Here is a 19,506-nt window from a genome sequence, read left to right as displayed (position 1 = left end):
TCGCTTCTTTGATCCTGAATCGCGGCATCAAGCGCCAGGGCACAGCCGACCAACGAGCAGCTGGCGGCGCGCTGCGCCGAGCTCGGCGCCATCTTTGACAGGTACGGCACGCGGCGAAGCGAAGGCTCCGGTGGTCCCGACATGATCCGGCTGGGCGCCGGCATCGATTGCCAGAAGGGGCGCTATGCCCAGGGCATCAAGGCGCTCGAGGACCTGCTCAGTCGCAACCGCCTCTCCTATCCGCCGGCGCAGTACTGATCACTCAGCTCCCGACCACGCCCATGCTTTCGATCTCGACCACCAGGCCGGGCACGGCGAGCGCGCTCACCGCCACCAGGGTCGAGGTCACGACCGATCCCTTGAGCGCCTTGCCCAGCGCCTTCGACACCGCGCCCATGTCGCGGATTTCGGTGACGAAGATGGTCATCTGGGTGAGATCGCTGAGCTTGCAGCCGGCCTTCTTCAGCGCCGCCTCGATCTTGGCGACCGTGATCGTGGTCTGCTCGGCGGCGTCCTTGCCCTGCACCCGGCCCTTGAATCGAGCGAGGTCGTGCCCGATACGAAGACCAGTGGACCGCTGCGGATCGCGCGGACATAGAAGGGGACGACTTCCGTTCCGTCGGGAAAGAGTTTCTTCGCCATGGTTTGCTCGCCTATCGTGGGCGCGCAATCTAGGCGGCCAGCCGGTGCCGCGTAAAGGAGACCCATGTCGCTCGACCGCTATCGCACCGCCATCGTCACCGGCGCCAGCCGCGGCATCGGCGCCGCGATCGTCCGGCAACTGCGCATCGGCGGGTTGGATGTCTGGGCCGTCGCGCGTTCGGCCGACGATCTCAGCGAGCTGGCACGCGAAACCGGCTGCCGGCCGTTGGCGCTCGACATCAGTCATCGCGATGCCGTGCTGAGCGCCATGAGCGGCCTCGACGCCGACATCCTGGTCAACAACGCGTCCGCCTTGGTGCGCGGCGGCTTGTCGTGGGAGACCGCACCCGATGCGATCGATCAGCTCATGGCCGTCAACATCAAGGGCACGCTGAACTGCCTGGCCGCCACGGTGCCCGGCATGAAGGCGCGCGGCCGCGGCCATATCGTCAATCTGGGTTCTATCGCAGCGGTGTCACCCATTCCCGGCATGCCGGTCTATGCCATGACCAAGGCCGCGATCCGCAGCCTCGGCCAGACGCTTCGGATCGACCTGCACGGCACGGGCGTGCGCGTGAGCGAGATCTCGCCGGGCCGGGTCGAGACCGGCGCCCATCTCGCCCTGGTGGAGGACCGCGAAGAAGGCCGCCGCCGCTTCTATGACGCCTTCGACTGCCTGCAGCCCGACGATATCGCCGAGGCCGTCATGTTCGTGCTGGGCGCGCCGCAGCGCATGGACGTGAGCTACATGGAGATCGTGCCCACCGACCAATCCTATGGCGGCTCGCAGTTTCATCCGCGAGCGCGCTGAGCCCGACCGTTTAGGAGTCGGCGGTGAAACCTATCTCTTTCACGATAGGGCCCCAACGGTCGTAGCTCTGCTTCAGGAGCGCGGCCAGCTGATCGGGCGTCGACGACGTCGCCTCCAGGCCCATGACCGCGAGGCCGTCGATCACATCCTTCTGCTCGAGCGCGGTCCGCAACGCCGTGTTGGCGCGCTGCACCACCGGCGTGGGCGTGCCGCCTGGCGCGAAGAAGCCGAACCATTCGGAGAACACCAGGTCCTTGTAGCCCTGCTCGGCGAAGGTCGGCACTTTGGGCGCGAAGCGGCTGCGCTGGGCGCCCGATACGCCGAGGAAACGCGCCTTGCCGGCGTTGACCTGCTGGATGAACTCGCCGACCGGCCCGGACACGGCCTGGATCTGGCCCGCCACCATATCCTGCACGGCGGGCGCCGAGCCGCGATAGGCGACATGCTTCAGCTCGACGCCGCCCGCCTTGCCGAGCAGCACGCCGATGAAGTGCGGCACCGCGCCGGCGCCCGGCGAGCCGTAGTTGGCCTTCTCGGGATTGGCCTTGCACCAGGCGAGGAAGCCCGGGATGTCCTTGATGCTGTCCGGCACGGCCGGGCCGACGCAGAAGCCGAAATCGAAGGTGCAGCCCAGGGTCACCGCGGTGACGTCCGTGAAGGCGTTGTAGGCAAGGTTCTTGTAGATGTGCGGGTAGATCATCAGCATCGAGGCCGGCGTCTGCAGGAGGACGCTGCCGTCGGTCGGCGCTCCCTTCATGGACTGCACGGCGATCTGGCCGCCGGCGCCCGGCTTGTTCTCGACCAGCGCGCTCTTGGTGAAGGCAGTGCCGCGCAGGTTCTCGGCGACGCGCCGGCAGAGCGTGTCGGACGTGCCGCCCGGCGGGAAGCCGGTGACGATCTTGACGGCGTCGAGCGGCTGGACGGGCTGCGCCTCGCTGCGTCCCGGCAGGCCGAGCGCAGCGAGCAGGGCGCCGGCACTGGAAGCGCCGACGAGGCGGCGGCGGTTGATAGTCATGAACGTTGCCCCCGATGGATCGTATCGGCGCGAACTTTCGCCCAATTGCCCCCACTCCGACAAGAAGGGACCGACAAGAAGGTCAAGGGTGCCAGGCGATGTTGTCCAAAAGTCGGCGGCTGATGGCGTAGTGCCAAAACGGACCGGGATGGCCATCGAACCCGATGATATCGTCCTGGACGACGGAGTCGAATTCGCTGCGCACGGCGCCGATGACCTGGACCTTCGGACTGACCTTGCGGCGCACCGGGTTATCGGGCGAGCCGGCGAAGTGCAGCAGGTAGACCTTGGCCGGCGACCGGGCGGCGATCTGGTTGACCAGGGCTGCCGTCACGTCGGTCATCTCCTGTTGCGACGGATCGGGACGGCGGCAGTAGTCGCCGAGCATGGCGCAGCGCTGGTCGATATAGCCGATCGCCAGGCCGCCGCCAGAGGCCAGCGTCGCCTTGGGCAGCTGGAACGGCGGGATTGGCTGGTTGATGCGCTCCAGCCAACGCTCGATCTCGAGCAGGCGCGACGGCGCCTCGACGTGGCGCACGTCGAAGTAGTCGGCATAGCCCAGGATGACGATGTCGTCGGGGCCGATCTCCTTCAGGCGTTCAAAGGTGAGCCAGGCCTGCGTCAGCGAATAGCCGCCCAGCGCCACCAGGCGCACGTTCCAGTCGGGCAGTGCCTCGTAGAGTCGGGCGGCGAAGGTGAGCTCGTCGGGCACGCCGTTGCCGAACACCCAGCTGTCGCCGAAGACATAGACGGTGGGCTTGCCCGGCCGCGGCGCGCCGACCCAGCGCGTGCCGTCGGGGTTGATCGTCACCTTGTTGCGGAAGTACTCCCACTCGCCGGTGGAGCCGTTCCGGCGGGCATAGGAATGGGTATAGACGCCGGGCGCGGCGCTGTAGCCCAGCAGCGGATCGGCGCGGAAGAAGGGCGATGGCGAGCTCTGCTCCAGTACCATCTCGGGCTCGCTCAAGCCCAGCAGCCGGCTGAACCGCCGCGCCAGGTTGACGACGGACAGGTAGCTCGGATCGTCGGTCTCGAACTTCTGCTGGTCGGTGGCGCGGTAGTAGACCAGCATCATCCACGACGCGGCGCCTTCGAGGACCACCAGCGCGATCAGCACGGTGACTGCGGAATAGAGGACAGCCCGGAACCGCGAGCGCGTTCTCATCGATCGTCGGGATCCGCCATGGCCATGCGAAACTTTACGGAACCGGCGGTTGCCGGTCCACGGTGCCGGGCGGCCACGCATTGCGCCGCCGCGGCCCCTCCGGTATGTTCCGCGCGCCGGACCCGTAGCTCAGCTGGATAGAGCGCTGCCCTCCGAAGGCAGAGGTCGTGAGTTCGAATCTCGCCGGGTCCGCCATTCATCGAGGCTTGTGGCCGTCCGCGAATGCTTCGTGAGCACCCCGCGTAGAAACGAGAGCCAATCGCGGCATGAACATCATCCGGAAGTTCCTGAAGCGTGAAGCGCCACCAAACGACTCGTCCCAAGAGCACCGCATCGATGTGCGGCCGCTTGCGCCCATCGCTACCCCGAAGGGACACGTTTCCGACATAGCCGCCGTGATGGCGTCGCCCGAATACGCGGAGGTACTCGCATACTTCTCGCTCTACCCCGGTCGCTCGTTGATGAGCGATCATTCGCGCAGTGTACTGTACAGCCTCGCGCGCCTGATGCGGCCGCAACTCATTGCGGAGATCGGCACCCTCCATGCCGGCACGACCGAGGTCTTTGCCCGTGCGCTGTGGCAGAACGGCGGCGGCGTCGTGCACACGGCCGATCCGTACGGCGGCGAGCGATGCCCGGCGATCATCGCGCAATGGCCGGAAGAGCTGCAACGTCATGCGCAGTTCCACGCGAAGAGCTCGATGGATTTCTTCTCCAGGATGGTCCTGGAAAGCAAGACCTTCGACCTGCTGTTGATCGACGGCAATCACGACTACGAGTACGCGCTTTTCGATTTGCAGATGGCGGCGCGCCTCGTGAGGCCCGGCGGCATCGTGGTCATGGACAATGCGGAGCAGTCGGGACCATTCAAGGCCGCGCGGCTGTTCCTTGCCGCCAATCCGGCCTGGCGCGAAATCGGCAGCGCCATGGCGGACTACCATCCGTTCAAGCCTTTCGAACGAGAGCGCGCCTCGTTGCCCGATACTTCGTTCGTGCTCTTGCACGCGCCCGACCATCTGTCGATCGGCGACGGCCCTCACTCCTGGGGCCAGGCATGGATCGATACACCTCAGTTGAATGGCCTGCGGTTTGAAGTCGTCCAACCGTGCAAGGGAGTCCTGCTGTACCAGATCTATCTCCGAGGTTTTGCCAACGCGAATCGGTGGGTCAAGGAAGAGCGGATCGAGGGCAGCGTGCGGATCGACCTGGCCGGCGAAGCTTCGATCGATCATCTCCTGGGGCGCAGACTGTCCGTCGTGTCGCCACCGGAGTTTGACGATCAGCTCTTCACGCTTGAGCTCGACCTTTCATGGCAGGCGGATTCCGGTTCGCCGCCGCTCGCCTTGGCAAGATTGCCAGTGCCGATCTGAGCGCCCAACGCGATAGTACCGCGGCTATCACGCGAAACCTGCAGAGAGCCCCCTGGCCGCCAGCAGCGCTGTCTTGGCGACGAAGGCCTGGGCCCGGGTGTCGCCTGAGCACCTGGTCTGCACAACGACGGGTGCCCCATCGCCACGTCGGCGAACATAGATCGCGGGGTCCTGCAGCTGCTCGGGCGCGTCGGTCCAGGCCATGGCCCGTATCTCGAAGCTGTAGCGATCCGAGCGAGTGCCGTAGCCAGTCGTGAAGTGAGGCGACAGCTTGGTATGCAACGTCAGATCGCCGGCGCGGTAGGTTGGCGTCCAGGCGCCGGCCACACGCTCGGCGACGTAATCGGCCCCAATGTCTCCGTGCGGCAGCGTCGGCAGCATCTCGCTCGGTGGCGGCACGATGAAGCCGAGCCCTGACGTTCGAAGCGGCACGACGTCGTGCAGCGGCACCCAGATCGAGAACGGGATGTCGGGCGAGACCACCTTGCAATCCTGGTGGGCGCCGATGGGCAGTTCCTTGTCGATCGCATGCCGCGCCGCACACGATGCCAAAAGCAATACGACGTCGGTCGAGCCGCAGACCGTCTCGACCACTTTCCAAGCCCACGAACGCAACAGCAGGGCGATCACAGCCGCCGCCGGTGTATCATCCCGATCGCGCACGATCCAGGGCCGATGCCAGCTGCCTTCTTCGCGCTCGCCCGTCGCCCATTCCGTGCTTGGTCCTTCGTCGCCGGTGGGATCTGGCGCAACACGCTTGCCGAGTCTCCTGGCAAATCGCTCAAAGGACCGGCGGCATGACCGCAGTTCCTTTGGCGGTAGTGCCCCGCGCAGCATCACGACGCCGGACTTGTTGAGGGCATCGATGATCGTCGGGAATGGCGTATGGCCGGTGAAGGACAGTCCGTGACGATCCTCGAGGATCGCCGGATGGCCTTTGATCAACTCACGACAAGACAGCATACAGCGACAGTAGGTTATCGGCCTTCGCCTCGGCAAGCCGCGCGTGGCAGCCACCGGGCTTGGGCATCGGTACGCAACAGAGTACCATCCGGGGGTCGAACAGCCTGCAGGTACCGTGTGTCCGCCGACACTACCGTTACCACTAGGAATCGCTGGGCCCTGGCCGTCATTGTGAATCTGGCCGCGGCCGTCGTTGCCGTTCTCTGCTTCGCTGCCTGGCAGCAAATCCAGGCGCCCCAAAGACCGACCGATATCCACGGGCGCTTCTACCAGTTGGCGGACGATGTCGGTTACATCCCGCGGGCCAACACTCGAATGACGCGTTCCGAGGTCGAGCGCCTCACCTTCGCACATGACGTCATCTACACCACTGGACCCGACCACTTTCGCGTCACCCCAGGGGCAGCTACAAGCCCGGACCGATGCGTCCTGGTGTTTGGCGACTCGTTCTCGTTTGGGGATGGTGTCGCCGACGATGAAACCTTCGCAGCACAGATCGTGAGGCAGAGTCAGGGTCGGGTAGCGGCATACAACTTCGCGGTATCGGGATGGGGGCCACAGCAATTCTTGGCGGGCCTGCAGTCTGGCCGTTTTCAGCGGTCGATTCAGTGCACGCCGACGGATGCAGTTTTCCTGATGATCCCCTCTCTGATCTGGCGCTCCGCCGGCGTCACGAATCCATGGGACACAAACGGGCCGCGCTATCGGCTCGGCGCCGACGGTCGCCCAGTGCGAGATGGCAGGCTTGGCGATCCCGATCCCTACAACTGGCGGCGATGGTTCGGCTTGCCGCCGGTCGGGAAACAAGAGGCCTTGCAGCTCGCGACCGCCGTGATTGGCGAGGCCATGGCCGAGTTGAAGAGACTCTACTCTGGCATTAGAACGCATTTCATCCTCTACCGAGTTGCCTCATGGAGCGATGTCGACCTCACCGTCGACGACTTGGTGAGCTTTGAATTCGAGCTGAATAAAGTGGGTGTGATGCCGCTGCCGCTTGAGGCTGTCATCCCACGCTACCGTTTTGCGATGGATGACTACATTTTGAGCCCCACCGACCATCACCCAAATGCACGAGCCCATCGGTTGATCGCTGAATTCCTCCTTCGACAGATCAAGGCGGCGGACTAAGGCACTCCCCTGCAAGCCCGTGCCTGGTCCCGCAGCCGGCCATAGTCCGGCATCATCACGCCGCGCACCATGCCGTCACGAGGCAGCGTCGATAGCTCGTCGGCGGCGCGCCGCTGCTGTTCGATCGAATACTCGACCTCGCGCGGGCAGGCGTTAGAAACTGCCGTCGCGCAGCCGGCGGTCGACGTCGTCAGAAGTACGAGGGCCATGAGCGTCCGCATCGGTGATGCTCCGTTGAGTTGAAATGGTCTTGCCGAGCTGGTCGACGCGCTCGGCATTCCCGCCGGCGGATCGGCCTTCGAGGTAGATCCCGCCGGCGATCGCAAGTGCTGCCGCGAGCACGCCGGCGATCAGCCAGAGCCGGTGCGTCATGTCGACAGCACCTCGCCCCGCCGTCGCTTCTGGAGGTAGCGCCAAAGCATGTAGATGCCGGCCGCCAGGGCGACCACCGACAGCGCCGTCCCCCCGAGCGCCATCACACTCTTCAGCGACGCGCCGGTCGTGGCGATCGAGTTCAGCACCGGCGTGAGCTGATCGGCCACCGAGCCGACGCCGGCGGCGACCGTCACGCCACCGGCGATGACAGTCCTGCTGCTGGCGGCAGACGTCGGTGGGGCCACGACCTGCGGCATGTCCTTCTCGGTCGAGGTTTCAGGGGTCAGGTAGAATGCCGTTTCGGCAGCGCGGCGGCGCGTCAGGCCGGGCATCTCTTGCAGCCGGCCATTTACCATCGCCTTGTTCCACATGCCGAAGGCGCGTGCGGCGCCCGGGTAATCGCCCTGGCGGTGCAGTCGGAGCACCGTCGACCCTTTGAAGCCGGTGATACCGACATTGAAGGCAAGCGAGACCATGGCGTCGAACTCACACTGGGTCGCCTCGCAGGCGCCGAGAGCGTCGTCGACCGCTCTCCCGTAGCCGACCAGATCGGCCTCCAAGAGATTGTCGGCGTGCGCCCTGGTGATCCTGTCGCCAGGCTGGACGCCGTCGGTATGGCCATAGCCGATCGTCCACTTGCCCGCCGGACAGAGATAGGCCGTCAGCGACAGGCCCTCGAACTGCTGGATGAGGGCGCGGCCCTCCGCACTGACTTCGCGTGTCATCATCGACCTCCTGTTGGCGTTAGCTGCCACAGCTGCAGCTGCAGCTCTTTTCCGGGATCAGCACGGCGGCGCGCGCGTTGTCGGGCAGCGTCAAGCTCTTTACCGTCGACAGCGACGTGATTTGCTCCGTGCCGACGTAGCGGTCATTGCCGAGAGTGGTTGGTACGTTGCCCATGGGATGCTCCCTGTCAGATGCGAATCAGGTAGTTGAGGATCATGGTCGGCTGGACGACGTTGCCCGTACCGGTCAGCGTGTTGCCGCCGTTCGACGTGATCGGATTTGTCGCGATGGTGCCAGCAACCGAGCTGCCAATGGCGGCCACTGTGGCGTCTGCGCCGCCCTGAACGTTGATGCCGACCGACGTAACGCTGCCCGCGAATGTGCCGCCGACACTGCCGCTGCTCACGGTCACGGGACCGCTGACGGAAAGTGGGGCCGTCTGTGCGCCGCCAGCGCCGCCGAGCGTCGTGCTGGCCATGGTGTTGAGGCGCGCGGCGCTCGATCCGCCCATGTCGTCCTTGCCGGCCACGACGCGGCCGCGCAGATCGGGCAACCTGAAGTCGGTCCCGGCCTCGCCACCGGTGTTGTAGGTCGTGCCGAGCAGGGCAAAGAGCCCGGCGTAGGTCGTCCGGCTGACGACCTGGCCAAAGCAGAACAGCGCTCCCGCCGGCGCCGCCGAGCCAGCGAAGGGCACGACCTCGCCCGTCCGGTTCCGCAAGTCCAGCAGCCGATAGGTGGCGCTGGTGGCGTGGTAGGCGACGCGCCAGATCTCGTCGACGTCGATCAGGCCTGGAGGCGCGGCCCGCCATGCTCCAGCGGCATGATAGTAGATCGGGATCGGGTTCAGGCTGTTGACGTTGAGCGTCGCGCCCACACCGTTGGCGACGTTGAACTGCACCAGGTGCGCCATCCCGTCGACCAGGGCGCCCGGCGCGACGCCATAGGTGAGCGTGTAGGCCGTCGCTGACCCACCTGTGGTCTTGGGAGCGCCCCAGTTCCGTCGGCGCTTCAGGGCGCCCATGATGGCGCGCAGCACGTTGTTCACGCCACTCGGCGCCATGCCCTCGGGCGCGCCGTCCGGGGCCGCCGTGGTGTTGGAATTGTCATCCTCGTTCCAGTTGCTGGCGTCGATGTCCATGCCTAGGCTCCCGTCACGCGCAATTCACACATCGTCGCCACGTTCGTCGGCGTCTTGCTGGTCGGCTTCGCCCAGGAATCCAGCCATCAGAGCAGCCCTCCGGGCGGCGTTGCCTTGCGGTAGTCGATCATCAGGTAGCCCGAGGGATGACGAGCGACGGCCTCGGGCCGCATCTGCGCGACCTCTTGCGCCATCGGGCCGATGCGCGGCTGGTCATCGCCCTTGTAGCGATAGAGGTAGAGCGGCAGCCCTTCGTCGGTCTGGCCGACGCGGCCCTCGATATCCTTTGCGCGCGCGTCGGAGATTCCGAGCATCGGCAGGAACTGCGCGATGGTGCCGAGACCCGACATGATCGGGCCGGCGACGCTGCCGAAGCCTCCGCCGCCACCACCGCCACTGCCCCAGCCCATGGTCGTGCCGGAGCTGATGTTCTGCCCGCCCGGGAACATGCCGAGGGAGCGCTGCGCCATGCCGGTCAGGAAATCGGGCTGCGCGAAGAAGTTGGCCCGAGCAGCGTCAAGGCGCTGCTGATCGTTGGCCGTGTCGCTGGCACCGACGTTCTGGAGCATGCCGAGCCAGCTCTGCGCCTGCCCGGTCTTCTGCTGCAGGACGCCGGGCAGCGCCGAGGCCGCCTGCGACTGCAGACCACGCTCCACGCCATACACGTCGCCAGCAGTCTTCGCGGCAGCATCGGCCTGGGCCTGGGCGATGCCCGTCGTGTACCTGTTGAGCATGTTGTCGACATGCAGGCCGCCGCCGGTCCGGCTTGCCCCGGCGAAAGTCGCATTGAGCGCCGGAGCGATGATGTCGCGGAACTGCTCGTTCTGCGGCCGGTTCATGGCGTCGAGCTTGCGCGCCATGATGTCGTTGCTCTTGTCGAAGAAATCCCCGCGCGCGGCGCTGCGGAGGTAGCTGAGTGTCGGATCGTACTGGTCGTCCAGGCCGTTGAGCTGGTTGTTGCCCCACTGCCAAGTGGACATCCGCGCCGAATCCTGAGCCGCCGACGGATTGGCGACCTGGTACTGTGGCGCGGTCTGGTTGCCCCCGTACCAGCTGCGCAACTGATCGAGGAAGCCGAGCAGGTCGCCCTGGATGTACGGGTGCGGCTCGGATTTGCTCTGGGAGCTGGTGCTTTGTACCTGCAGCATCAATGTCTCCTATGTCGCGATGACGTAGTTGAGGATCAGCGTCGGCTGCGTGTTGTTGTGCGCGCCGCCGCCGCCGGCGTTCTGGATTGAGATGCCGGTGGTGGCGCCGTTGCTGCCAGCGACGTTGAGGTTGTTTCCGTCACCCCACGAGGCTCGCCCCGTGAAGATGGCCGTGGGATTGCCGGCGGGCGTCGTATGCGCGTGGCCAGGGTCGGTAACGCCGTGGTTGTGCGACGGCATCTCGCCACTGGCGAGCGTATGGGTTGCCGCGCCGCCGGCGCCACCGAGCGTCGTCCGGTTGGCGACGCCACCGGTGAGGCGGCCCGCATCGCTGCCACCCATGTCGTCTTTGCCAGCAGCCACGCGGCCGCGAAGGTCGGGCAGGTTGAACGTCGTCGAGCCGTTGCCCGGTCCGTAGGCCGTGCCGATCGCCAGGAAGAGATCGGCGTAGGTCGTGCGCGAAACAGCCTGGCCGTTGCAGAGCAGCCATCCATCGGGCGCCGCCGCGCCGGCATACGGCATGAGGCAGCCCGGCGGCACGCTCAGCAGAGAGTTGTAGTCGCGGATCAGCACGTTCACCCGCTCGGTGATCGAGCGCGTGTCAGCGGTCACGGGCAGCGCGGGCAGGCTCATCCTCCTACGCCTCCTTCGGAGGCTTCGGAGGACAAGTCCTGCGAAGCTGCGCAGCAGCGAAGCAGGATCATTGCCCACCCGCCGACCGGACATCGAGATCATCGATGCCCTGCATGTTCGACCAGGACGGAACCGTCGCCGAGCCCGCCGCCATCGTCGCCTTGACGCGGAAATAGCGGCCGCTGCCGTAAACTGGAGCGAGGCCGGCAGGCGTGAGGCCTACCGCGGAGCCGTAGACGACCGCCTGCTGCTGTTGCGTCTCGCGAGCGCCAAGCTGGATCTGCGGGCTGCCGCCATCGATCAGCGGCCGACAGCCGCGCACGACCGACCTAATGCCGTTGCCGGGATTGAATTCCCCCGTCTCCACGGTGGCGGCGAGCGTTGCGCCCGAAAACGACCCGCTCTTGTGCGCAATGTCGAATATGAACAGCAGCAGCGACAGCGAGCCGGACCAATAGGAGCTGTCCAGCGGGTACGGCAGCCCTTCCAAGGTGCCGTCACCGAAGGCGTCCAGCTGCTCGAGCGTGTAGCCCTGCTGGCTCACTCCGCCGAACACGATCTCGCAATCGACGGCCGCGCGCGTCCAGCGCTCGGTCCGCCAGTTGTAGATCAGAAGCCGATTCGGCTTGCCGTTGACGCTTGTGTTCGACGGATAGGCGAAGACATAAAGGCCTCGCACCGGGTCGATCGCCGACGAGGCGCGAAAGTGGTTGATCTCGTCGAATTCCGCCCAGAATGTCTTGTCGACCTTGCCGCGGCCGATCGGCGTGATCGTCTGCCCGGCCTTCACCATGTAGAAGCCGGACTTGTGCAGGAAGAACGCCATGTCGAGCAGGCCGGCAACGCTGGCGGGGATGCTGCAGCCGAGGTCGTTGGCGATCTTGTCGAGACGGAAGATCACCGGCGGCCCTTCATAGGTCATCCGGCGCACGCTGGTTTCCTGGAAGACCAGGCCGTACTCGCCGCCGACCAGGCCGGTGACGTTGCCGCCGTCAGGCAGGTCCTGGAAGTCGGCCTGCGTGGCAAGCGAGGTGCCCCAGTTCTCGGCGTTGTTGAAGCCCGACCACTGCACGCGCTGCGGCGTCGAGCCGATCTTGCCCATCAGCACGAAGTCGCGAACCGTGGTGATGAAGGTGCCGACCGGCGGACTGCCGCCCAGCGCCATCCAGTTCGTCCCGACGCCGAGATCGAACTTCTGCGGCGCGTCGATGCCGTTCACGGCGATGGCGAGGCTGCCGAACTGTGCGAAGCGCCAAGCGCCATCGCCGGCCAACGTGTAGACGCCTCCAACGGTGCGGCTGACGTCGCTCCAGGCCGCATTCGAAAGCAAGTAGAGCTTGGTCCCGTCGCCGGCGAACATCTTCACGGGGCCACCGGTGCCGCGGAACCAGGCGGCACCCTGCGCACGGGCGCCGAGGGCGTTCGACGACACGGCCACCGGCGCATTCAATGGCACGTAGCCCTCTTCCGCCGACACGACGTTCAGCGCCTCACGCGCCCACTGGCTGAGCGCCGGCATGTCGGGGCGCCATTCGGCGAAGGGGATCACCGTCATGGCGTCATCCCCGCGCGGACGCGAATGACCGGCACCGACGACGCCGAGATCCGCTGAGTGCGTGCATTCAGGCCGGCCACGCTGGCGTTGTAGAGCTGCAGGTAGCGGGCGGCCTCGGCCTCGCCCTGGGTGAAGATCGCGGCTTCGACCAGGCAGCCTTGGAGATAGACGTCGGGATAGTTCGTCAGGATGTCGTTGACGGTCGAGCCCGACGGCGTCGAGAGCTTGCGGTAGTACCGCAGCGTCGCGGTGCCGCTCGACGGCGCGTCGAGGAAGCGAAAATTCGTGCCCGAGATCGCGATCAGCTTCGTGCCGCCCAGACTTTGCGTGCCGTAGCCGTCCAGCGTGCGCTGGCTCACCTGCTGCAGCGGTCCTTCGGGGCTGTTGCTCTTGGCACTGATCAGCTCGAGGAAGCCCGGTGGCTGGGCGACCGTGCCCGCGGACAGGGCGAACGCCGTGTCGGCAGTCTCCATTTCGGGAATGCGCAGCGGGTCGGAGCGCATCGGATTGCCCGGCTCGTCGACCGCGTGGCCGTAGTACATCCGGCGCTCGCAGTTCAGCAGGAAGTCGTCAAAGCGGCCGGCCAGCAGCACGTCGCCGGTGCGCGCCAGCCAGGCCAGCATGCCTTCCTTCAGGCCGCCATATGTCGTGATCTGCGCCGGCATTAGATCGTCCCCTCGTCAGTACGCAGCCAGCGCCAGTCCGCATCGTTCAGAAGCGCATCGACCTTGTCCTGGTGGTCGAGGTTCCAGTAGTCGACGCCAAGCTCGTTGCGCCACTTGGCAATCACGATCAGCGGGATGCGCGCTACCAGGCGCACGTCACGAGCCGCGTTGTACGGATCGCAGTAGGTACGGGCCTCGCGGTTCAGGTCGAGCAGGCCTGCGACGTGCTGGCTCGCCTTCTGCGCCCAGTTGCCCTCGCCATCTTCGAGCCACCAGTGAGCAAGGCCGGTGACCGGATCGAACCCAAGAAGGCGCTGAGTCACTGCACGCCCTCCCCGACCGCCGGCGTCGTGATCTCGGCCTGGTCGCGATCGGCCAGGAAGCGGGCAAGGTCGGCGGGCGCCTTGAGATGGGTCCGCCGCAAAACCTTAGAGGTTGAAACGTTAGGTGCCGTCCAGCCGGCTACAACATTTCCCTCGGCGTCGAGCGGCAGGTAGACGTGGTCCACCGTGATGACGATGCCCACCATCACGGGTCCCGTCATCGCGGTGGACGCTTTGCGCTTGTTGGACGGCACAGTCATGGCAGCGTGTCCGCTCACGTCAGGTCCGCGACGATGCCGTTGCCGGCCTCGTTGCGGCTTTCGAGGGTGACCTCGCCGATGATGTGGAACTTGCGGGCGTCGCCGGTCTTGGCGAGTTCCTCCTTCTTCCACTTGCGCAGCCACAGCAGGCGCCACAGCGAGGGATCGATGACCTCGATCTCGCGGCCGCGCACGAAGCGGCTGGCCATGGCATTGAAGGTGCCGAAATCCGAGACGTAGCGATCGACGGCGCCGATCACGGTCGCGGCCTTGCCCTTCGGCTCCTGGTACTGGGTGGCGATGCCGGTGAAGGCCGAGAAGGCCTGCTTCTGGGTAGCGCCCATCAGCAGGATGGTGGGCTTGCCGCCGGCGGTCCACGCCGCGCGGATAACGGTCTTCAGCAATGTCTCGGTCGAAGCCCGCTGCGTGCCATCGGTCGGCGCCACGGTGTTGCCCGCGGAGAAGCCGCCCGAGGCGCCGCCAGCGCCGCGCGAGACGTTGGTGGTGATCCAGCTCTCGAAACCGCCAAGCTTGCGCGTCACCGCGCCCGACTGGGCGATGGACGCCTGATTCTGGCAGGCGATGGCCTCGAGATCCATCTTGGCGCGCCGGCCGGCCAGGGCGGTCTGGTAACTGATCTCGCTGTCGCGGCCGGCCTTCTTCACCGCCTCCTGCGTGTTGGAGATGGTGAAGGGCTTCTTCAGGATCTGCGTGCGGTTGCCCACGCGCGCCGTCGGCGCGATGGCCGCCGCGGTCGTATCGTCGCCTTCGAGGTTGGAGTTGTTCGTGTCGGCGTTGCCGAGCGCGTCCAACTGCCATTCCTCGTAGGTGGCATCGGCATCACCCGAGCCGATCGTGCTAATGAACGGCGTCTCGTCCTTGTTCAGGATGGTGATGATGTTGTGCAGCGATTCGCGGTTGCCCACGGCGCTGTTGGTGATGAAGGTGTTGGTGGGTGCCGGCATGCGCCGCGCTCCTCCTTCGGGTTGGAATGGTGCGGTCTCCTAGAGGCCGCTCAATCGGATGAGCTCGGCCGCATCGGCGATCGAGGTTCCTCCGCTCTGCCTGAACCGCTCGCCGGCTTGTCGAATCGCCTCGCCGGTCCGGTTGTCGGGCGTTGAGCCCGGTCCGGGAGCGATGCGCGTCGGTGTCGTCTTCGCGGGATTCCTCCCTCCTCCGCCGCTGTCGCGGCTACGGAGGGCAAGTTGTGCCTTTTCGAAGCGCATGGCGCTCAGGGCCAGCTCGATGATGGGCGCCTCGTAGATGGCGGCGATGCGGTTGGCCGGGATGCCCTTGGCAAACAGGAAGCGGCTCAGCGCGTCGTAGGTCTGCCGGGCCCTCTCGGGACCAAAGAACTCGGGAAGGCGTTCGGCGAGCTTGGCGTGCTCGCCCTGCCGGGCCGCCATCAGCTCCTGCTCTGCCCTCTCCTGTGCGGCCGCGATGTCGGCCTTGCTCCGCCGATCAGCCTCGGCCAGTAGAGCCTCCTCTTCCTGGCGCTGGCCGATCAGCCGCTGCACTTCTGCCGGATCCTTCTCTGCCAGCGCCTTCCAGTCGATGCCGGCCCACTTGTCAGCGAAGGCCTTCTTGAAGGCGGGTCCGTTCTGATGCCACCAGGCAGCCGCCTGCTCGACCATGCCGGTCGCAGCCCGCGCCGCCTGCGCCGCCTCCTGGCGCGCCCGCGCCGCCTCCTGGGATTTCTGATGACCATGGGCAGCGCGCTGCCGCTCGTACTTGCCCAGCACGGCACGAACACGCTCCGGCACCTCAGCCCACAGCGGCCTGTCCTCGGCGCTCCAGAAGTCGGGCGGCCCATCGGAAGATTCCGCTTCGGGGCCGGCGATGGGCACGTCCTCTTCGGTCCGGTCGATCTGGTCGTCGGTTGGCAATGCCTCGGATGCGCTCGGCTCGACGGGAGTGGCCGGATCGTCAGCCGCGCCGGCCATCAAGGCCACGGCTTCCGGAATGTCGACGGTCTCCAGCGAGAGGCTGGTTTCAGTCTCTGCGGCCATAGAGGCTCTCCTTCAAGAGATCGCGCCGCTCCTTGAGGCGCGCATTCGCCTCGTGCTCCTCGACCAGGGCGGCAAGCCCGGCCTTGAGCTCGGTGGCAACGCGGGCGCGGTTGTAGGCAATCTCGCGCGTCGTCATGTCGTCGGGATCGCTGGTCAGGACCCGGCGCATCTCGGCATTGACGAAGTCGTCGAACAGCCAGCCGGCATCGGCCAGCAGCTCGCGGGCGCGTTGAATGCGATCAGCTGATTGCGCCGAAGCGCGCTCGGTATCGTGGCAAAGGAAGGGGCCGTTCGAGGCCATCGTGCCGATCCCTCATGGTGAGTGTCGGCAGGGATAGGCCACAATTTCCGGCGAAGAAGTCAACGACAATGTTCGCGGAAAGCGCGAGTGTTCTGAATGCCTAAGCAGAAACCGCGAGAACTCGCGCTTCGGGACGAAGATAAACCCCGAGAGTCAGGGCATCGTAGCGATTGAAGAAGGTCTCAAAGAGGAAGCGATGTTGGTCACCATTGTCATCAGTCAAAATCAGTTCGGTCCCACCGAGCGGGCCTCCGCTCTGGCTGCCGCAATAGCCAACGACCGCTTCGAAAAGCGCGACTTCGGACATGCGCGCAAATCGCGCAGCAAAAGCCGGTGACTGGATGAAATGCCGGCAAGGTTTGGCAGGGTCGTAGTTCGAGCCTCTCCGTGTGATGTGCGGGTGTCCGGTGATCAGCCCGACGATCGGCCGCTCACCACCTGCAAACTCTATGAAGCGATAGAGCGTTGTCGACAAAGTATTCCCGAAGGTGCCATGTAGCTGTTGGATAGAGGCAATCGTGAGTTCGAGGCTGCGAGCTTCCGCCACAAAGCGCTCACGCAAGAAGAGCAAGCGTGCTGCTGCAAAATTTGCTTCGGCCTCGACTTGCTCGTGGCAGTCGGGCGAGACGGTATGGGCGTTGTCGCCCAACATCATGTCTTCATGCCAAGGAATAAGGCTATGACCAATCTCGTGCGCTTCATTCCAACGGTGTTTCTTGGTCGGCAAAGCCGCGTCAAGGAGGATGCGCTTGCGATCTGGCAGGTAAAGCGCTTTGAGTGAGAACTTGCGGATCGCATCAATGATGAGCGTTGGCCGATGGTACAATTGAATGGTTGCGACCCTGATCCTGCTGATGGCCTCGCGCGCTAGACTGGGATCGTCGGCCGCGTAGAAAGCGCGATCGAGCTTTAGCAACTGACGAACATCGTCTAGCCGCAAGGGGGGCTCGGGACTACCGAGCCCCCGCAAAACGCGTTCGACGCGTTGGTCGATGTCCTGGGCGGTCTTAGGGGAAAGAAGGTAGTTCTTTGCCATGGACCGCCTCGTCTTTACTTCTGCTCGCTCAGCACGGCGACGAATGCTTCAAGAGCTGCACTTTCTTCCGGCGTGAGTGCTGACACAGATTCGGAGCGGGCCGCGAAGCGCACCGCCTCCTCTAGTAGATGCGAGTCTCTAGGCACAGTTAGCCCTGCCACTTGCTGCAGCTTGGTCTGCGGAACCCGGAAATAGTTCGCGAGCTGATAAACCGTTCGCAACTTCGGTTTGTGGCGAGTATCGTCCTCTATCTCGACGAGTTCACCGATCTCAATGTCAGCGTCTTCGGCGAGCTTCTCGAGTGTCAAGCCACGACGTCGCCGCATCAGGTGGACGAAACGTCCAAAGGCGATGTTCGACTCTTCCGCAGCTTCTGTGACGGGCGATGCCGCGCCATCAAAGACTGGATCGACCGCGAACAGGCCAGCACCAATCTCAGCGTCAGCTTCGCGCTGCGCCATCCTGAGGCACCACTCCTTCGTAATCTCGATCTTCATGGCTGATTTCCTTTTGCGATGAAGGCCTCCGCTTGCTCGGGTGTCATCTCGAAGTAGCGCAGACCCTCGTAGTTAGGATCGACGCCCAAATCCGTCATTCCGCAGGTGTTGGCATAAAAGCTATTGGCCTGCGGGAGTGAATGTAGGCCTATTCGTCCCTTGAACTCCTCTTCCTGACTGAGAGCGATCGCGGCCCGGATGAGAACGCTTCCGATGCCGCGAAAGCGCGGCGGACTGACCAGCTCCGGTCGATTCCAAGGCGCGTTCGCGACGAACTCTACATAGACCAGATGCTGGCCTTTTTGGCTCTCAATACGACAACGCTTCGTTGTCGTATCGACGATCATCATTCCTTGTGTGACGTTCTCGCAGACCACGCTGAATCCCGGATGAGCAAGCACGCCCTGCAAGACTTGGACCTTCCGGCGCCAGTTCCATTGGCGGCTTTGAGGCCATAGCCGACGCTCTACTCCCGCTCGGTGCAGGCGCTGGATCGCGTTGAACAATTCCGGCAGCCATTCGGCTTCCCAATCGGCAAGCTGGCGTTCTGTAACGGCATCCCACAGTTCCGCAGCCGCTGCTTCGCCACGCTGAACATCGAAAAGGTAAACCGGGCTGACAGTGACGGTCATAGCATCATCACTTCGGCCTTCTCTTTGGTCCTGTCGTCCTCGAAGAACAGCTTGTCACCCTTCTCCAGGCGCGCCTCGACGACCTGATAGAGGCGAAGCGCCTGGCGCAGCAGAGCCGTCTTGCTCAGGTCTTTCTTGGCACACAGCTCCTCTAGGACCCGCATCTCAGCGTCCGTGAGATTGAGGGTCATTGTCCTCTTCGTCATGGCACCTCCATTTGACTTCTATATAGGATAAATATGTATTTTGTCAATGAAAAGAAGCCAATTCTAGATCCTTGAATAGCTAAAAACTAGCTATTATATACTGAAGGACCGAAGCCATTTTCGGCCGAAGCGCTAAACGGAGTGAAAAGATGGAAGACCATGTCCGCCAGATGATCGATGACGGTGTCGAACTCGTCGTCGAGGAAGTCGTCGACCTCGAAGAGTACGCCAAGCTCGGCAAGCGGCCGCCGCTCGCCAAGGGCTACCGTATCAAGGTGAACGGCCAGCCCTACGTCGTGAACGAGCCGACGCCGACCGGTGCCGCCATCCTCACCCTCGCGGGCCTCGTGCCCCCGCAGGACTACACCCTGCGCATCAAGCTTGCGGGCCATCGCCCCGAGAAGATCGGCTTGCACGAGAAGGTCGATCTGCGCCGCCCCGGCGTCGAGAAGTTCAAGGCGCTGCCGCGCGATCAGACGGAGGGCCAGTAATGGCCCTCCGCCGCGACTTCGAGCTCCTACCGCCGGACCACCTGTTCCTCCAGAACTACGGTCTGCCGTGGGAGGCGGTCCAAGACGGTTCGCCGTGGGTTCTGATGCACGAATTTCCGACGCATCCGGGCTACAACCACAAGGTTGTCACCACGGCGGTCCGCCTCGAGACCGGCTATCCGTTGACGCAGCTCGACATGGTCTATTTCTATCCGGCGCTCGTGCGTATCGATGGCAAGCCCATCGGTGCCACCAGCGCCAACCAGATCATTGCGGGCCGATCCTATCAGCGCTGGTCGAGGCACCGCACGACCCAGAACCCGTGGAAGCCGGGCGAGGACGACCTCGGCTCCCACGTCGCCCTCATTGAAGATTGGCTGGCTCGGGAATTCGGCGAATGACCAGATCGACGACGCT

The 19,506-nt window shown here is 64.8% G+C and carries 26 protein-coding genes and 1 tRNA gene; 6 read left to right on the top strand and 21 right to left on the bottom strand.

The window, feature by feature from the left end:
* Positions 1–262: 262 nt before the first annotated feature.
* A complete protein-coding gene (locus RSO01_RS47390; protein WP_170303200.1) occupies positions 263–526 on the bottom strand; it encodes a Rid family hydrolase in 264 nt (87 codons plus the stop codon).
* 180 nt (positions 527–706) lie between these two features.
* Here RSO01_RS47390 and RSO01_RS19530 point away from each other — a divergent pair, with 180 nt between their 5' ends.
* The gene (locus tag RSO01_RS19530) at positions 707–1,453 is read left to right on the top strand and encodes an SDR family oxidoreductase (protein WP_147150975.1); all 747 of its coding nucleotides are present in this window, start codon (positions 707–709) and stop codon (positions 1,451–1,453) included.
* A gap of 10 nt (positions 1,454–1,463) precedes the next feature.
* On the opposite strand, the gene RSO01_RS19525 is transcribed toward RSO01_RS19530, so the two are convergent.
* Both RSO01_RS19525 and RSO01_RS19520 read right to left on the bottom strand, forming a co-directional pair.
* On the bottom strand, positions 1,464–2,468 hold the full coding sequence (locus RSO01_RS19525) for a Bug family tripartite tricarboxylate transporter substrate binding protein (protein ID WP_147150973.1): 1,005 nt from the start codon (positions 2,466–2,468) through the stop codon (positions 1,464–1,466).
* An 82-nt stretch (positions 2,469–2,550) separates the two neighbouring features.
* Positions 2,551–3,633, bottom strand: coding sequence for an SGNH/GDSL hydrolase family protein (locus RSO01_RS19520; RefSeq protein ID WP_147150971.1), 1,083 nt, complete (start codon positions 3,631–3,633; stop codon positions 2,551–2,553).
* Between the two features lie 118 nt (positions 3,634–3,751).
* Here RSO01_RS19520 and RSO01_RS19515 point away from each other — a divergent pair.
* A tRNA-Arg gene (locus RSO01_RS19515) sits at positions 3,752–3,828 on the top strand.
* Positions 3,829–3,899: 71 nt separating this feature from the next.
* Entirely contained in the window at positions 3,900–5,003 is a 1,104-nt protein-coding gene (locus RSO01_RS19510) for a class I SAM-dependent methyltransferase (protein ID WP_147150969.1), read from the top strand.
* Between the two features lie 27 nt (positions 5,004–5,030).
* Here RSO01_RS19510 and RSO01_RS19505 read toward each other — a convergent pair whose 3' ends face one another.
* Positions 5,031–5,966, bottom strand: coding sequence for a phytanoyl-CoA dioxygenase family protein (locus RSO01_RS19505; RefSeq protein WP_147150967.1), 936 nt, complete (start codon positions 5,964–5,966; stop codon positions 5,031–5,033).
* 117 nt (positions 5,967–6,083) lie between these two features.
* Between RSO01_RS19505 and RSO01_RS19500 the strand changes: the two genes are divergently transcribed.
* A complete protein-coding gene (locus RSO01_RS19500) occupies positions 6,084–7,094 on the top strand; it encodes an SGNH/GDSL hydrolase family protein (protein WP_147150965.1) in 1,011 nt (336 codons plus the stop codon).
* Between the two features lie 153 nt (positions 7,095–7,247).
* Here RSO01_RS19500 and RSO01_RS19490 read toward each other — a convergent pair whose 3' ends face one another.
* The 17 genes from RSO01_RS19490 to RSO01_RS19415 form a co-directional block, all read right to left on the bottom strand.
* Complete coding sequence (locus tag RSO01_RS19490; protein WP_147150961.1) at positions 7,248–7,466, bottom strand: hypothetical protein; 219 nt, start codon at positions 7,464–7,466, stop codon at positions 7,248–7,250.
* Positions 7,463–8,194 carry a lysozyme gene (locus RSO01_RS19485; protein WP_218037392.1) on the bottom strand — a complete coding sequence of 244 codons (732 nt, stop codon included), beginning with the start codon at positions 8,192–8,194 and terminating at the stop codon, positions 7,463–7,465. Before RSO01_RS19485 ends, RSO01_RS19490 begins: the two co-directional genes overlap by 4 nt.
* A 19-nt stretch (positions 8,195–8,213) precedes the next feature.
* Entirely contained in the window at positions 8,214–8,369 is a 156-nt protein-coding gene (locus tag RSO01_RS47385) for a hypothetical protein (protein ID WP_170303199.1), read from the bottom strand.
* Positions 8,370–8,382: 13 nt separating this feature from the next.
* Positions 8,383–9,333 carry a tail fiber protein gene (locus tag RSO01_RS19480; RefSeq protein ID WP_218037391.1) on the bottom strand — a complete coding sequence of 317 codons (951 nt, stop codon included), beginning with the start codon at positions 9,331–9,333 and terminating at the stop codon, positions 8,383–8,385.
* Between the two features lie 86 nt (positions 9,334–9,419).
* Positions 9,420–10,481 (bottom strand): tail fiber domain-containing protein, encoded by a 1,062-nt coding sequence (locus tag RSO01_RS19475; RefSeq protein WP_147150958.1) that lies wholly within the window; start codon positions 10,479–10,481, stop codon positions 9,420–9,422.
* Positions 10,482–10,490: 9 nt separating this feature from the next.
* On the bottom strand, positions 10,491–11,114 hold the full coding sequence (locus tag RSO01_RS19470) for a phage tail protein (protein WP_246158578.1): 624 nt from the start codon (positions 11,112–11,114) through the stop codon (positions 10,491–10,493).
* Positions 11,115–11,181: 67 nt separating this feature from the next.
* The gene (locus RSO01_RS19465) at positions 11,182–12,669 is read right to left on the bottom strand and encodes a hypothetical protein (RefSeq protein ID WP_147150954.1); all 1,488 of its coding nucleotides are present in this window, start codon (positions 12,667–12,669) and stop codon (positions 11,182–11,184) included.
* A complete protein-coding gene (locus RSO01_RS19460) occupies positions 12,666–13,334 on the bottom strand; it encodes a phage adaptor protein (RefSeq protein ID WP_147150952.1) in 669 nt (222 codons plus the stop codon). The genes RSO01_RS19465 and RSO01_RS19460 overlap by 4 nt, the downstream gene beginning before the upstream one ends.
* Positions 13,334–13,657 (bottom strand): hypothetical protein, encoded by a 324-nt coding sequence (locus RSO01_RS19455; RefSeq protein ID WP_147150951.1) that lies wholly within the window; start codon positions 13,655–13,657, stop codon positions 13,334–13,336. Before RSO01_RS19455 ends, RSO01_RS19460 begins: the two co-directional genes overlap by 1 nt.
* Complete coding sequence (locus RSO01_RS19450) at positions 13,654–13,917, bottom strand: hypothetical protein (protein WP_147150950.1); 264 nt, start codon at positions 13,915–13,917, stop codon at positions 13,654–13,656. The genes RSO01_RS19455 and RSO01_RS19450 overlap by 4 nt, the downstream gene beginning before the upstream one ends.
* Before the next feature lie 14 nt (positions 13,918–13,931).
* Positions 13,932–14,882 (bottom strand): DUF5309 domain-containing protein, encoded by a 951-nt coding sequence (locus tag RSO01_RS19445; RefSeq protein WP_147150948.1) that lies wholly within the window; start codon positions 14,880–14,882, stop codon positions 13,932–13,934.
* Between the two features lie 39 nt (positions 14,883–14,921).
* Positions 14,922–15,926: a hypothetical protein gene (locus RSO01_RS19440; RefSeq protein WP_147150946.1), complete on the bottom strand. Its 1,005-nt coding sequence runs from the start codon at positions 15,924–15,926 to the stop codon at positions 14,922–14,924.
* The gene (locus RSO01_RS19435) at positions 15,910–16,227 is read right to left on the bottom strand and encodes a hypothetical protein (protein ID WP_147150945.1); all 318 of its coding nucleotides are present in this window, start codon (positions 16,225–16,227) and stop codon (positions 15,910–15,912) included. Before RSO01_RS19435 ends, RSO01_RS19440 begins: the two co-directional genes overlap by 17 nt.
* A gap of 100 nt (positions 16,228–16,327) precedes the next feature.
* Complete coding sequence (locus tag RSO01_RS19430) at positions 16,328–17,263, bottom strand: ImmA/IrrE family metallo-endopeptidase (protein ID WP_147150943.1); 936 nt, start codon at positions 17,261–17,263, stop codon at positions 16,328–16,330.
* Between the two features lie 14 nt (positions 17,264–17,277).
* A complete protein-coding gene (locus tag RSO01_RS19425; protein WP_147150941.1) occupies positions 17,278–17,760 on the bottom strand; it encodes a helix-turn-helix domain-containing protein in 483 nt (160 codons plus the stop codon).
* A complete protein-coding gene (locus tag RSO01_RS19420) occupies positions 17,757–18,392 on the bottom strand; it encodes a GNAT family N-acetyltransferase (RefSeq protein WP_147150939.1) in 636 nt (211 codons plus the stop codon). The genes RSO01_RS19425 and RSO01_RS19420 overlap by 4 nt, the downstream gene beginning before the upstream one ends.
* Positions 18,389–18,583, bottom strand: coding sequence for a ribbon-helix-helix protein, CopG family (locus RSO01_RS19415; RefSeq protein WP_373867930.1), 195 nt, complete (start codon positions 18,581–18,583; stop codon positions 18,389–18,391). Before RSO01_RS19415 ends, RSO01_RS19420 begins: the two co-directional genes overlap by 4 nt.
* 164 nt (positions 18,584–18,747) lie before the next feature.
* On the opposite strand from RSO01_RS19415, the gene RSO01_RS19410 reads away from it, so the two are divergent.
* Together RSO01_RS19410 and RSO01_RS19405 are read left to right on the top strand one after the other, a co-directional pair.
* A complete protein-coding gene (locus tag RSO01_RS19410; RefSeq protein WP_147150935.1) occupies positions 18,748–19,089 on the top strand; it encodes a multiubiquitin domain-containing protein in 342 nt (113 codons plus the stop codon).
* Entirely contained in the window at positions 19,089–19,490 is a 402-nt protein-coding gene (locus RSO01_RS19405; RefSeq protein ID WP_147150934.1) for an E2/UBC family protein, read from the top strand. The genes RSO01_RS19410 and RSO01_RS19405 overlap by 1 nt, the downstream gene beginning before the upstream one ends.
* Positions 19,491–19,506: the final 16 nt, after the last annotated feature.

This window comes from Reyranella soli (assembly GCF_007992495.1).
Taxonomy (GTDB): Bacteria; Pseudomonadota; Alphaproteobacteria; order Reyranellales; family Reyranellaceae; genus Reyranella; species Reyranella soli.
Note: the sequence above shows the minus strand (reverse complement) of the source record. Positions and strands in the feature narration are given on the sequence as shown.

Coding starts and splice junctions, on each gene's coding strand:
- RSO01_RS19530 (WP_147150975.1), top strand. CDS start 707: ATGTCGCTCGACCGCTATCGCACCGCCATCGTCACCGGCGCCAGCCGC.
- RSO01_RS19525 (WP_147150973.1), bottom strand. CDS start 2,468: ATGACTATCAACCGCCGCCGCCTCGTCGGCGCTTCCAGTGCCGGCGCC.
- RSO01_RS19520 (WP_147150971.1), bottom strand. CDS start 3,633: ATGAGAACGCGCTCGCGGTTCCGGGCTGTCCTCTATTCCGCAGTCACC.
- RSO01_RS19510 (WP_147150969.1), top strand. CDS start 3,900: ATGAACATCATCCGGAAGTTCCTGAAGCGTGAAGCGCCACCAAACGAC.
- RSO01_RS19505 (WP_147150967.1), bottom strand. CDS start 5,966: ATGCTGTCTTGTCGTGAGTTGATCAAAGGCCATCCGGCGATCCTCGAG.
- RSO01_RS19490 (WP_147150961.1), bottom strand. CDS start 7,466: ATGACGCACCGGCTCTGGCTGATCGCCGGCGTGCTCGCGGCAGCACTT.
- RSO01_RS19485 (WP_218037392.1), bottom strand. CDS start 8,194: ATGACACGCGAAGTCAGTGCGGAGGGCCGCGCCCTCATCCAGCAGTTC.
- RSO01_RS47385 (WP_170303199.1), bottom strand. CDS start 8,369: ATGGGCAACGTACCAACCACTCTCGGCAATGACCGCTACGTCGGCACG.
- RSO01_RS19480 (WP_218037391.1), bottom strand. CDS start 9,333: ATGGACATCGACGCCAGCAACTGGAACGAGGATGACAATTCCAACACC.
- RSO01_RS19475 (WP_147150958.1), bottom strand. CDS start 10,481: ATGCTGCAGGTACAAAGCACCAGCTCCCAGAGCAAATCCGAGCCGCAC.
- RSO01_RS19470 (WP_246158578.1), bottom strand. CDS start 11,114: ATGAGCCTGCCCGCGCTGCCCGTGACCGCTGACACGCGCTCGATCACC.
- RSO01_RS19465 (WP_147150954.1), bottom strand. CDS start 12,669: ATGACGGTGATCCCCTTCGCCGAATGGCGCCCCGACATGCCGGCGCTC.
- RSO01_RS19460 (WP_147150952.1), bottom strand. CDS start 13,334: ATGCCGGCGCAGATCACGACATATGGCGGCCTGAAGGAAGGCATGCTG.
- RSO01_RS19450 (WP_147150950.1), bottom strand. CDS start 13,917: ATGACTGTGCCGTCCAACAAGCGCAAAGCGTCCACCGCGATGACGGGA.
- RSO01_RS19445 (WP_147150948.1), bottom strand. CDS start 14,882: ATGCCGGCACCCACCAACACCTTCATCACCAACAGCGCCGTGGGCAAC.
- RSO01_RS19440 (WP_147150946.1), bottom strand. CDS start 15,926: ATGGCCGCAGAGACTGAAACCAGCCTCTCGCTGGAGACCGTCGACATT.
- RSO01_RS19435 (WP_147150945.1), bottom strand. CDS start 16,227: ATGGCCTCGAACGGCCCCTTCCTTTGCCACGATACCGAGCGCGCTTCG.
- RSO01_RS19430 (WP_147150943.1), bottom strand. CDS start 17,263: ATGGCAAAGAACTACCTTCTTTCCCCTAAGACCGCCCAGGACATCGAC.
- RSO01_RS19425 (WP_147150941.1), bottom strand. CDS start 17,760: ATGAAGATCGAGATTACGAAGGAGTGGTGCCTCAGGATGGCGCAGCGC.
- RSO01_RS19420 (WP_147150939.1), bottom strand. CDS start 18,392: ATGACCGTCACTGTCAGCCCGGTTTACCTTTTCGATGTTCAGCGTGGC.
- RSO01_RS19415 (WP_373867930.1), bottom strand. CDS start 18,583: ATGACCCTCAATCTCACGGACGCTGAGATGCGGGTCCTAGAGGAGCTG.
- RSO01_RS19410 (WP_147150935.1), top strand. CDS start 18,748: ATGGAAGACCATGTCCGCCAGATGATCGATGACGGTGTCGAACTCGTC.
- RSO01_RS19405 (WP_147150934.1), top strand. CDS start 19,089: ATGGCCCTCCGCCGCGACTTCGAGCTCCTACCGCCGGACCACCTGTTC.